Source organism: Paracoccus sp. (in: a-proteobacteria) (assembly GCF_047973135.1).
Lineage (GTDB): Bacteria > Pseudomonadota > Alphaproteobacteria > Rhodobacterales > Rhodobacteraceae > Paracoccus.
Window position 1 is genome coordinate 26746 of the sequence record NZ_JBKEBL010000027.1, and the last position, 12297, is coordinate 39042.

8 protein-coding genes are annotated in these 12297 nt (G+C 61.2%); 7 read left to right on the forward strand and 1 reads right to left on the reverse strand.

The window, feature by feature from the left end:
- Positions 1-9: 9 nt before the first annotated feature.
- Positions 10-2247, reverse strand: coding sequence for an ATP-binding protein (locus ACK5L9_RS01905; RefSeq protein WP_416909756.1), 2238 nt, complete (start codon positions 2245-2247; stop codon positions 10-12).
- 326 nt (positions 2248-2573) lie between these two features.
- Here ACK5L9_RS01905 and ACK5L9_RS01910 point away from each other — a divergent pair, with 326 nt between their 5' ends.
- The 7 genes from ACK5L9_RS01910 to ACK5L9_RS01940 all read left to right on the forward strand — a co-directional run bounded on the left by ACK5L9_RS01910 (position 2574) and on the right by ACK5L9_RS01940 (position 12295).
- The gene (locus tag ACK5L9_RS01910; RefSeq protein WP_416909757.1) at positions 2574-3362 is read left to right on the forward strand and encodes a cyclase family protein; all 789 of its coding nucleotides are present in this window, start codon (positions 2574-2576) and stop codon (positions 3360-3362) included.
- Between the two features lie 19 nt (positions 3363-3381).
- On the forward strand, positions 3382-4947 hold the full coding sequence (locus ACK5L9_RS01915) for a phytoene desaturase family protein (protein WP_416909758.1): 1566 nt from the start codon (positions 3382-3384) through the stop codon (positions 4945-4947).
- Complete coding sequence (locus ACK5L9_RS01920; RefSeq protein WP_416909759.1) at positions 4944-5390, forward strand: MarR family winged helix-turn-helix transcriptional regulator; 447 nt, start codon at positions 4944-4946, stop codon at positions 5388-5390. Before ACK5L9_RS01915 ends, ACK5L9_RS01920 begins: the two co-directional genes overlap by 4 nt.
- Positions 5391-5438: 48 nt before the next feature.
- Entirely contained in the window at positions 5439-7583 is a 2145-nt protein-coding gene (locus ACK5L9_RS01925) for a thiamine pyrophosphate-dependent enzyme (RefSeq protein WP_416909760.1), read from the forward strand.
- Between the two features lie 11 nt (positions 7584-7594).
- Entirely contained in the window at positions 7595-9148 is a 1554-nt protein-coding gene (locus ACK5L9_RS01930) for an indolepyruvate oxidoreductase subunit beta family protein (RefSeq protein ID WP_416909761.1), read from the forward strand.
- A gap of 1 nt (position 9149) precedes the next feature.
- Positions 9150-10694: a phytoene desaturase family protein gene (locus ACK5L9_RS01935; protein WP_416909762.1), complete on the forward strand. Its 1545-nt coding sequence runs from the start codon at positions 9150-9152 to the stop codon at positions 10692-10694.
- Positions 10695-10756: 62 nt separating this feature from the next.
- The gene (locus ACK5L9_RS01940; protein WP_416909763.1) at positions 10757-12295 is read left to right on the forward strand and encodes an ABC transporter substrate-binding protein; all 1539 of its coding nucleotides are present in this window, start codon (positions 10757-10759) and stop codon (positions 12293-12295) included.
- Positions 12296-12297 lie beyond the last annotated feature (2 nt).

A 12297-nucleotide genomic window follows, 5' to 3' on the forward strand; every position in this document is an offset into this window, starting at 1 on the left:
GCGCCTGTCTCATGCGGTGACGTGGGATAGCCGGGCCTCTGCGGCTGCTGTCCCGGCGGGTGGAAGGGCGTTTTCCACCGCTGCCAGCAATTCGGCGCGGACATAGGGTTTCTTGAGAAAGCCGCTGATCGTGCCTGCGTCCAGCATCGCAGTGATCGAATCGTCCTCCATCCCGCTGGCGACCAGAACGGGGACGGGACCAATTTTCTGCCGGACGACGCTGACAATATCCGCTGATCTGGAATCAACCAGAATATTGTCGCTGATAACAATATCGCAGGGAATATCCGAGGCGTTGATCGCCTTCACGAAACTTGCCATTCCGTCAAAGGCGTGAACGGTGGCGCCGCGCGCCTCAAGTGAAATCCGGGTGATTTCCAGCAACGCCTCGTCATCGTCGAAAAGAAGAATTGAAATGCCGCCAAGGCCACGGCTTTTGACGACAGCCTTCTGCGCGGCTTTTCTTTCGATTGTCACCGCCGGCAGGATCATCCGCATCGTCGTGCCCTTGCCGACCTGACTTTCGCAAACCAGCTTGCCGCCATATTGCTGCGCAAAGCCATAAGCCATCGCAAGCCCAAGCCCGGTTCCCTTGCCTGCGGCCTTGGTGGTGAAAAACGGTTCAAAAATCCGCTCGATCACCTCTGGCGGCATGCCTTGTCCACTGTCAGTGAAGGCAAGGGAAATGAAATCTCCGGCAGCAAGATCATAATGCTTTTTCTCATTCTCCAGAATGCGCCGGGCCTCGATCCGGACCTTTCCACCATCGGGCATGGCATGTCTGGAATTGACCGAAAAATTCATCAGGACGACGTGAAGCTGATCCTTGTTGACATATATACCAAGACCCTGTTCGTAAGAAACGGCAAGCTTGATGTCAGCCATCAGCAGCGGTTGCAACAATGTGCTTGCCTCGTCAAGAAAGGCCGAAAGATCTATTTTTTCCTGCTCAAGCGGTTTGGTGCGGGAAAACAGCAAAAGCTGATTGATGATTGCCCGGCCCCGCTCTGCGGCATTCTGGATCAGCGAGATATTCCGGCTTGACGCATTCTCGGCTTTCGATCCCTCAAGCTCTGCCGCGCCAAGGATAATCGCAAGAACGTTGTTGAAATCATGGGCGACACCAGAGGCAAGCGAGCCAAGGGCCTCAAGCTTCTGCGTTTGTGCCCGCAGTTTTTCTGCCATGTAAACAGCGGTTTGGTCGGAAAAAATCATGGCGTCAAATTTGTCGGGATAACAGACGATATCGGCGACCCAGAATTTTCCGTCGTTCATCTCCATGAGAATCTGGCTTTTTGAGTCACGATCATCGGTCCCGTCGGCAATCAACAGGCGGTGCCCGGCACAGCTTGACGACTGGTCGCCGATCCAGTGTTCAAAATCCGAAATGGAATAGATCGGCTTTTCGGTCAATTCCTGAATGACCGGATTTTTAATATTTGAGAATCTGTTGAAGTTCGTCCGCGTTCGACCGTCTTTCGCCTCGACCACGATAACAGTATTCTGAGCGTACATGACATCCTGAAGAATTTCGCTTTCAAGGGTGCGAAGCTCTTTTTCAGTGCGAATTTTCTCCTGCATGTGGTTAAATTTTGTTGCCAGTGAACCGAAAGCGTTGGAACCCTCATAGTTCATCTGTGTCAGATCGCCAGTTTTCAGGGTGGAATCGACGGCGCGGGTCAACGCAGCCAAAGGTTTTCTTACATATCCGTTCAAGACATAATATAATGTCAGGCCGCAGGGAATAATAATCAGAAACGTCAGTAACGATGCCCAAAGCATAAGTCCGGGAAGTTCGTACAGAATGTTGCGCTGATTTCGCTCAACAGTTATCGATCCGACAATAACGCCTTTGGCATCTTTGATGTCATGGTTGTCGGTGAATATTTTGTCGTCTTCCAATGTGTCAAAAATGGCATAGCCGAATCTTTCGGAAACCTTGACACCTTTCAGATCTGCGATGGCCTGTAGCTCGGTCGCGTTTTTCTTGACCGTGTCGAAATCATAATTTTGCAACGACGGCAGGAAGAAATTTATATATTGAGCAATATGTTCCTTGGCCGCACGTTCTTCGTCACGAATTTCCCTTAGCGAGATGAACAGATAGTAACAGAAAAAACCGATGAAGAATAGCAATGTGAACTTTGTCAACGCACTATACAGCGCCTTGATGTCGGTTTCAAAGGATGCTTCAGAGCGTGAGGCGTGGTCAGCCCCGTCGTTTGGGGCAAAGGCAGGCTCGGCCATTTTCTACGATTTTTCTCTGATCTTCTTTTTCTTGACTATTTGGAAAAATTAATATTTAATATAAAAATCAAACAAGCAATATGGACGCTAAAACAGCGAGCTTGCGTAAGGTATTCTTACCTTTATTCTTCTGCTTTTATCGGCCATTATATTGCATGAATTTACCCTTTCAATCCTCATTCGCGTAGCGCTTGGGCAAAAAATGTTCCTGCCTCGGGGTCGCCAGCAACTCGGGCCTGAAATTTTGTACTTGAAATATTCAGGTACATGTGTTTGCATATATCCAGATAAAAGGCATGCCTCAAGGCACTGACAGGGAGTGAGTGATGAATACAACGGATGTTCTTGGAAAATTTGCGACCGGGTTGCTGGATGGGTCGATCCGGGTGGTGGACTGTTCGGCGCCGCTTGGACCCGAGACGCCGATCCTGAAGCTGCCGCCCGAACTGGCCGACGACACCCCCAAGGTCGAGATTCACAAAATCTCGGAATACGGTGATCGCGGGCCGTTCTGGGCGTGGAACTGGCTGAAACTGGGCGAACATTCGGGCACGCATTATGACGCGCCGCATCACTGGATCACCGGCAAGGATTTTCCGGATGGCGCGGTCGATACGATCAACCCACAGAATTTCGTCGCCCCCGCGAATGTCATCGACTGCTCGGCCGAGGCGGCGGCGGATGCCGATTTCCTGCTGACTCTGGACCATCTGAAGGCATGGGAGGCCGCGCATGGCACCATCAACGAAGGTGAATGGGTGCTGATGCGAACCGACTGGGATCAGTACAACACCGATGAGGACCGTTATCTGAACGCCGACGAAAACGGCCCGCATACGCCGGGGCCGACCGCCGAAGTGATCCAGTATCTGATGGACAAGAAGGCGCTTGGATGGGGAACGCAATGCGTGGGCACCGATGCAGGTGCGGCTGGCGGGTTCGAAATTCCATTTCCCGCGCATAACCTGCTGCACAAGAACAACCGCTATGGGCTGGCCTCGCTGACCAATCTGGACAAGCTGCCGCCCAAAGGGGCAGTGCTGATCACCGCGCCGCTGAAGATTGTCAACGGTACCGGCTCGCCCGTCCGCGCGCTGGCGCTGGTGGCGGGCTGATCGTCAGGGCGCGGGGATCATGGCCGCGGCTGGCGAGGTTGTCATCATCGGATCGGGCATCAACGCGCTGACCGCCGGGGCCATGCTGGCCAAGGCGGGCAGGCGGGTGACGCTGTTCGAACGCGAGGCGGTGGCAGGCGGCTGCATCCGCTCGGAAACGCTGGTCGAGGGGGTGGTGCATGATCCCCTTGCCACGACCTTTGTGCTGTGGGTCACGGGGGCCGCGCATGGCGCGCTTGCCGCCGATCTGGCCCGGCACGGGGTCGAATTTTGTGCAACCGATACCCCGACCGGGGTGCTGCTGCCTGACGGGCGGGCGCTGGTTTACAAAACCGACCGCGCGGCGAATGTGGCGGCCTTCGATGCGGCGCATCCGGGCGACGGGGCGCAGCTTGCGGCGGATCTGGACGCTTTCGCGGGCAATGCGAACCTGCTGTTCGGACTGATGGGGGGCGACCCGTGGTCGCGGTCCACGGCAAAGCTGCTGGCGAAAGAGGGCTGGCGGCGCAAGCCGCGCGGGCTTGCCAGCACGCTTGGCGGGGCGCTGACCTCGATGCGGGGCTGGCTTGAGACCTCGTTCGGGTCCGATCTGACACGCGCTCTGTGGGCACCGTGGTGCCTGCATGCGGGGCTTGGCCCCGAGGCGGCGTTTTCGGGGCAGATGGGGCAGGTGATCGGCTTTGCGCTTGAGGCGGCATCCGCGCCCGTGGTCAAGGGCGGGGCGGCGAATATCGTCCGCGCGCTGGTCGCGATCATCGAGGAACATGGCGGCACGCTGCGCACCAATGCCGAGGTGGCGGAAATCACCGTCGCGGGCGGGACGGCGACGGGCGTGCGACTGACAAGCGGCGAACAAGTCGCGGCGGCGACGGTGCTGGCATCGGTCACGCCAAACCAGCTTTACGGGCGGCTTGCGCCACAGCCCGCGCGGCAGGACGATCTGCGCAAGTATCGATATGGAAAGGCAAATTTTCAGATTCACTATCTGATTGACGGGGATGTGCGGTGGAAAACGCCGGGGTTGGAGAGGGTGCAATTGCTGCATCTGACGCCGGGGCTGGACGGGGTGTCAAAGGCTGGAAACGAGGCGGAACGCGGTATGCTGCCCGAAACCCCGACGATCTGCGTGGGCCAGCCCTGCGCCGCCGATCCGACCCGCGCGCCTGCGGGTCAGACCGTCCTGTGGCTGCAAATGCCCGAGGCTCCGCGCGTGGTCAAAGGCGATGCGCGGGGGGAAATTCCCGTGTCGGCTGACGGGCAATGGAACGAGGCGCTGCGCGAGGCCTTTGCCGACCGGATCGAAGCGATCCTTGACGAACACATCGAAGGGTTCCGCGACGGGGTGGTGAAACGCCGCGCGATCTCGCCCGCTGATCTTCAGGGCTATAACATGAACCTTGTCGGCGGCGATCCCTATGGCGGGGCCTGCACGCTGGACCAGTTCTTCCTGTTCCGCCCCTTTACGGACAGCCGCCGCCACGACACGGGCGTCGGGGGGCTGTATCACATCGGGGCCTCGACACATCCGGGGCCGGGGCTGTCAGGCGGATCGGGCTTTCTGGTCGCCAAGGAGTTGGGCGCATGACCAGCCTGCCCGGCGATCTGGAACAGTTCACCCCCTATCTGATGAATCGCATCATCGCGCGCTACAACAGGGCGGTCGAGACCGCGCTGAAAGAGGTTGGAATTTCCGTGCCGCAGATGCGCGCGCTTTCCGTTCTGGCCGAAAGCGGGCCACGCACGGTCAACGAGCTGTCGGTGATGACGGTGATCAAGCAATCGACCTTTTCGCGCACGCTGGATTCGATGGAGCAGGCGGGGCTGATCCGGCGCGAGGCGCAGGACGATGACGGTCGCGTCCGTCTGATCGTTCTGACCGATGCGGGCCGTGCGGCCTATCGCGCCGCCTGGCCCGCGATGTCGGGCATGCGCGACACGATGCTGGCCGCGCTGAGCGAAACCGAACGCGCGATTTTCAACGCGCTGCTGACGCGGATCCTGCATGACATCCGCCACCATGATTTCTGATCGTCGCCCGCGCCGTGCGGGCCAGATGTAACCTGAAGGGAACCACCCATGGCCGAACGCTCATTCGCCAAGGAAGTCAAAAAGTTGAAGATGGGTGCGGGCGAGACCTTCACCGGCGAGGGGATTCTTGCGATCACCAAGGCGCTGCTGGAAAGCGGTGTCGGCTATGTCGGCGGTTATCAGGGCTCGCCCATATCGCACCTGATGGATGTGCTGGCCGATGCGCAGGATATTCTGGGCGAGTTGGGCGTGCATTTCGAGGCTTCGGCATCCGAGGCGACGGCAACCGCGATGCTGGCCGCGTCGGTGCATTATCCGATCCGCGGGGCCGTCACCTACAAATCGGTGGTGGGCACGAATGTCGCCTCTGACGCGCTGTCCAATCTGGCATCCGGCGGAGTGACGGGCGGCGCGCTGATCATCGTGGGCGAGGATTATGGCGAAGGCTCGTCCATCATGCAGGAACGCAGCTATGCGTTTGCGATGAAATCGCAGGTCTGGATGCTGGATCCGCGCCCCAACCTGCCTTCGATCGTCAAGGCGGTGGGCGACGGTTTCGCGCTGTCCGAGATCTCGAATAGCCCGGTGATGTTGCAGGTGGGCATCCGGTCCTGCCATGTCCACGGCCAGTTTACCGCATCTGACAACCGGCGCCCGCCGCTCACGGTGTCGGATGCGCTGGAAAACCCGAAACGCGACCTGAACCGCATCGTCCTGCCGCCCGCGACCTATCTGCACGAGGCGGAAAAGCTGACGAAACGTCTGCCCGCCGCGCAGGATTTTATCCAGACACAGGGCATCAACGAACGTTTCGGCAAGCCGGATGCCAAAATCGGGCTGATCCTGCCTGGCGGAGCCTATAACACCGTCATCCGCGCACTGAACCGGCTGGATCTGGCCAATATCTATGGCGACACCGATCTGGACATGCTGGTCCTGAATTGCGTCTATCCGCTGGTGGACAGCCAGATCCTCGATTTCTGCGACGGCAAGGATGCCGTTCTGGTGATCGAAGAGGGGCATCCCAATTACATCGAACAGCAGATTGCCCATATGCTGTACAAATCCGGCCGCACCGTCGCGCTTGAGGGCAAGGGCATGCTGCCGATGGGCGGAGAGCTGACCGGGCAGGTCATGGTCGAGGGCATCGGCAAGTTTCTGACCGCCCATGCCCCCGACCGGATGCCGATCGCCAAGCTGGCCACGAACGAGGAACCCGTCGCCATCCCCGACCTGTCGCAGGTGCTGCCCGCGCGTCCGCCGGGGTTCTGCACCGGCTGCCCGGAACGCCCGATCTTTGCCGCGACCAAGCTGGTCGAACAGGAACTGGGCAAGCATCACATTTCATCGGATATAGGTTGCCATCTGTTCTCGATCATGCCGCCCTTCGATCTGGGCGCGACGACGATGGGCTATGGCCTTGGTCCGGCCTCGGCGGCGGCGTTTCACAACAAGAACAAGGGTGGACGGCGCGCGATTTCCTTCGTGGGTGATGGCGGGTTCTGGCATAACGGGCTGACCAGTTCCATCGGGAATGCGGTGTTCAACAAATCCGACAATGTGATCATCATTGTGGATAACTATTATTCCTCGGCCACGGGCGGGCAGGACATCCTGTCCTCGCGCGCAGATAACGCGACCAGGCAGACGCAAAATTCCATCACCGACGCAGTGAAGGGCATGGGCGTCAAATGGGTGCGCCAGATCGACCGCACCTATGACGTCACAAAGATGCGCGACACCCTGAAAGAGGCGCTGACCACCGAAGAAACCGGCCCCAAGGTCATCGTCGCCTCGTCCGAATGCATGCTGAACAAGCAGCGCCGCGTCAAACCCGAAATGGCAAAGGCCGCCGCCGATGGCCAGCGCGTCGTGCGGCCCCGGTTCGGCGTGGACGAGGATGTCTGCACCGGCGATCACGCCTGTCTGCGGCTGTCGGGCTGTCCGTCGCTGTCGATCCGCGACACCGGCGATCCGCTGCGCGATGATCCGGTCGCCTCGATCGATCAGACTTGCGTCGGCTGCGGCAATTGCGGCGAGGTCGCGGATGCCGCCGTGCTGTGCCCCAGTTTCTATCAGGCCGAAGTGGTCTCGAACCCGAATGAGCGTGAAAAGCGCCGCGCGGGCCGGGCGCAAAGGCTGATGTCGTGGCTACAAGCCCGCCGCGACGCCCGCCGCATCTTGATTGCCTGAGGATCGTTCCGATGAATGCGCAAACCAAACCCATCGTCGCCCGCCGCTCTCCCGGTCCTGATGGCGAAACCATTATTACCCTCGCCGCGCTGGCCGTGGGCGGGCAGGGCGGAGGCGTTCTGACCGACTGGATCGTCGGCGTGGCCGAGGCCAGCGGCTATCGCGCGCAATCCACCTCGGTTGCGGGCGTGGCGCAGCGGACCGGCGCGACCATCTATTATATCGAGATGTGCCGCGATACCGGGCGGGCGCCGGTCTTTGCGCTGTCGCCTGCCGTGGGCGATGTCGATATCCTGATCGCTGCCGAGCTGATGGAGGGCGGGCGCGCCGTCATGCGCGGTTTCGTGACGCCGGGCCGCACCACGCTGATCGCTTCGACCCACCGCATTCCCTCGGTCGCGGAAAAGATCGTTCCCGGCGATGGCCGTGCCGATGGCCCGCAGGTGCTGGAGGCGATGGGTATCGCCGCCGATCAGATCGTGGCTTTCGATATGGAAAACATCGCCAGGCAGGCCGGTTCGGTGATTTCCTCGTCGCTTCTGGGTGCGCTCGCCGGGTCGGGCGCGCTGCCCTTTTCGCGCGACGCCTATGAACAGGTGATCCGCAGTTCCGGGCGCGGGGTCGATGCCTCGCTGGCCGCCTTCGCCGAGGCTTACGAGGTCGCGCAGGGTAATAAATCGGCCCCGGTGCTTGAGGAAACCCCGCCACGGCCTGCCCCGGCGCTGAAGGTTCCGGACCGGCTCAAGGCCAGATGGCAGGCGCTTGAGGCACGGGTTGCCGCCCTGCCGGAACCCGCGCGCGACATGGCGCATGCGGGCTTGGGCAAGGTCGTCGATTATCAGGATGTGGCCTATGGCGCGCAATATCTGGACATGGTCGAAAAACTTGCCGCTCTGGATGCGGCACCTTTCGATCTGACGGTGAATGCCGCGAAATACTGCGCCCGCGCGTTGTGCTATGACGACATCCTGCGCGTGGCCGATCTGAAAACCCGCGCCGCGCGGATGGATCGCGTCCGGGCCGAGGTTTCGGTGGCGGATGATCAGGTTCTGATGCTGACCGAATATTTTCATCCCCGGTTCGAGGAATTCGTGACGACCCTGCCGACCCCGCTTGGCCGCCTGTTGCGCCGCAGCAAGGGGGTTCAGTCGCTGTATGCGCGCTGGTTCGACAAGGGCCGCCGCATCCGCACCGACCGCATCGGCGGGTTCCTGTCGCTGTGGATCGTGTCGGCGCTGCGGCCCCGACGGCGGTGGCTGCTGCGCCACAAGGGCGAGATGAGTTTCGTCGGCGAATGGTTCGTCACCGTCCTGCGGCTGGCCGCGACGGACCGGGCGCTGGCCGCCGAGCTGCTGGCCAATTACCGGCTGATCAAGGGCTATTCCGACACTCACAGCCGCAGCCTGTCGAAGTTTTCCCGCGTCATGGGCGCTTTGCCCCTGCTTGAGGGGCGGCCCGACGCCGCCGACTGGATGCGTCGCCTGCGCGTCGCCGCGCTGGAGGATGAGCAGGGCGAGAAACTGGACGGAGCCATCGCCACCGTCAAGTCTTTTGCGGCGGGCTGAGATGGACAAGCCGGTCCTGATCATCGGTTCCGGGATCAACGGTCTTGTCGCGGCTGCCGATCTGGCGGCGCGGGGCAAGCCTGTGCGGGTGCTGGAACGCGGGCCCGCGCCCGGTGGTGCGGTCAGAACCGAGGAGCTGACCTTGCCCGGCTTTCGCCACGATGTTGCGGCGATGAACCTGTCGATGTTCGCCGGTTCCGCCTTCATGGCGGCGCATGGGCCGGAAATGGCGCGGCACGGGCTGGAATTGGTGCCCATCTCCAACCCCTTCGCGCAGGCGCTTGAGCCGGGCGATTTCGTCGGCGTCTCGACCGATATGAACCGGACGCTGGCCAGCTTTGCCTCAGAGGCCGACAAGGACACCTGGCGCAAGCTGATGGATGATTTTCCCCGGCGTGTGGCCGTGATCGGTGCCCTGCTGGGTACGCCAATGACACGCGGTTCCCTTGCGCGCCTTCTGGGCAGGACGCTCTGGTCGTGTGGATTCGCCGAAACGATGCAGATCGCGCGGTTTCTTGTCACCTCGCCCCGAAGCTGGCTGGAACAGACCTTCGAGGATCCGCGCCTGATCACCGCCCTGTCCACCTGGGGCATGCATCTGGATTTCGCCCCCGACATCGCGGGCGGCGCGATTTTTCCGTATCTTGAGGCGATGGGCGGGCAGGCCATGGGCATGGTCATTGGCAAGGGCGGGGCCGATACGGTGACGCGCGCGCTGGTTGCCATGATCGGGGCGCATGGCGGCACGGTGGAATGTGGCTCTGAAGTCACCGCGATCCGGCACCGTGATGGCCGTGTGGCGGGGGTTGACGCGGGTGGCCAGACCATCGCGGCCGACAGGGTTCTGGCAGGGCTTGCGCCGAAACATCTGCTGCGCCTCATCGGTTCCTCCGGAGACCAGCGTTTCGACCGGGGCCTTGCGCAGTTCCGCCATGCGCCGGGCACGATGATGCTGCATCTTGCGCTGGACCAGCCGGTGCCCTGGCTTGCCCCGGACCTGAGGGATTTCGCCTATGTCCATATCGGTCGTTCCATCGACACGGCGGCGGCGACCTATGCGCAGGCCATGGCTGGGTTGCTGCCTGCGGCGCCGCTGCTGGTCGTGGGCCAGCCCTCGCTGTTCGACCCGGCCCGCGCGCCCGAGGGCAGGCATGTGCTTTGGGTGCAGGCGCGCGTCGTTCCCGCTGATATCAGCGGCGACGCCGCGGGCCGGATCGACGCGCGCGACTGGGATGCGGCAAAGCAGCCGATGGCCGATCGCGTGCTGGACCTGATCGAGGAACAGGCCCCCGGCTTTCGCCAGACGATCCTTGGCCTTGCCATCCACTCGCCGCCGGAACTGGAGGCCGACAATCCCAATCTGGTCGGCGGGGACCAGATCTGCGGCTCGCATCACCTGAACCAGAATTTCCTGTTCCGGCCCGTCAGCGGTTTTGCCGACGGGCGCACGCCACTGGCGGGATTGCACATGATCGGTGCGGCCTGCTGGCCGGGGGCGGGAACCGGCGCAGGATCGGGCTTTCTGACCGCCCGTTCAATCCGGTGACGGCCACGCATTCATAACACACCCGGCCAATCGGGGTTAACGACCAACAGGAGAGTGTAACGATGACCCAAGGGACAAATCTGACCAGGCGGGGCTTTCTTGGCAGTTCGGCCACGCTGACCGCGCTGCTGGCCTCGGGGCTGCCGGGGCTGGCGCAAGAGGGCGGGGATCTGACCATCGCCTATAATCTGCCCGTTCAAAGTTGGGATCCGACCACCGGCCCCTCGGCGGTGAATCCGGCGTTGCAGGCGGTCTATCTGGCGGTGTTCGACCGTTATATCGGCCAGAACCCGGATCTGTCCTTTGGCCCCGGCCTGCTGACCGAATGGGGCTTCAGCGAGGACAGGACAAAGATCACCATGACCGTCCGCGAGGGGGTCAAATGGCATAATGGCGACGATTTCACGCCCGAGGACATCGTCTGGTCGCTGACCCGCGCGGGCGATCCGGCAACGGGCAATCCGATGCAGTTCGTCTGGGGCAAGATCGGCAATTTCAGCGTCGAGGGGAATGTGATCACCGCCGACGTACTGGATTTCGAACCCGCGCTGTTCAAGTGGATGGCCTTTCTGACGGGTTTCGTCCTGCCCAAGACCTATTACGAACAGGCGGGTGCGGCGGGCTTTGAAAAGGCCCCGGTCGGCACCGGCCCCTATGTGGTCGATGCCTTCGAACAGGGGGCCTATCTGCGGTTGAAGGCGTTCCCGGATTACTGGGGCGACAAGCCCGCATTCGATACGGTGACGATCAAGTTCGTGACCGATGCCGCCTCGCGCGTGGCCGAGGTGGAATCGGGCAATTCCGATGTGACCGCCAATATCCCGTACGAGGAATATGACCGCCTGACCGCAAGGGACGGGCTGTCGGGCGAAGCCGTGCCCGTCACCGATATCGGCATGATCTTTTTGAACGATATCGGCGTCATGCTGGACAAAAATGTCCGCCTCGCCGCCCATCACGCCATCGACAAGCAACTGATCATCGACCGTCTGCTGCGCGGCTATGGCGTGCCGCTGTCCACGCTTGAGGCCCCCGGATACGCCGCCTATGACCCCGGTATCGTCATCGGATATGACCCGGAAAAATCGAAAGAGCTGCTGGCTGCCTCGGGCTTTTCGACCGACAACCCGGTGAAATTCACCATCCAGACCACGCGCGGCTTCAAGCCCAAGGATTACGAGATGATCCAGGCCATTGTCGGCATGTGGCGCAAGGTCGGGATCGAGGCCGAAATCGAGGTCTATGAGATTGCCAAGCATTACGAATTGCGCGCCGCCGACACGCTGGCCCCGGCGGCCTTCTACAATTGGGGAAATTCCATCGGCGACCCGTCTACCTCGACCGGGTTCGCGATGTTCGGCCCCTCGCCGCATTCGGTCTGGGATTCGTCCGATCTGGCCGACATGATCGCCCCGCTGTTCACCGAACCCGACGAGGAAAAGCGGATCGCGGGGTACAAGGCCGTGTCGGGCTATATCGCCGAACAGGGCTATGTCATCCCGATCCTGCAATATGTGATGCCTGTGGTGTTCCGTTCGGATCTGACGGTGACGCCTTACACCTCGGGCGACCTTCTGCCGCAGGCCATAGGCAGGGCCTGATC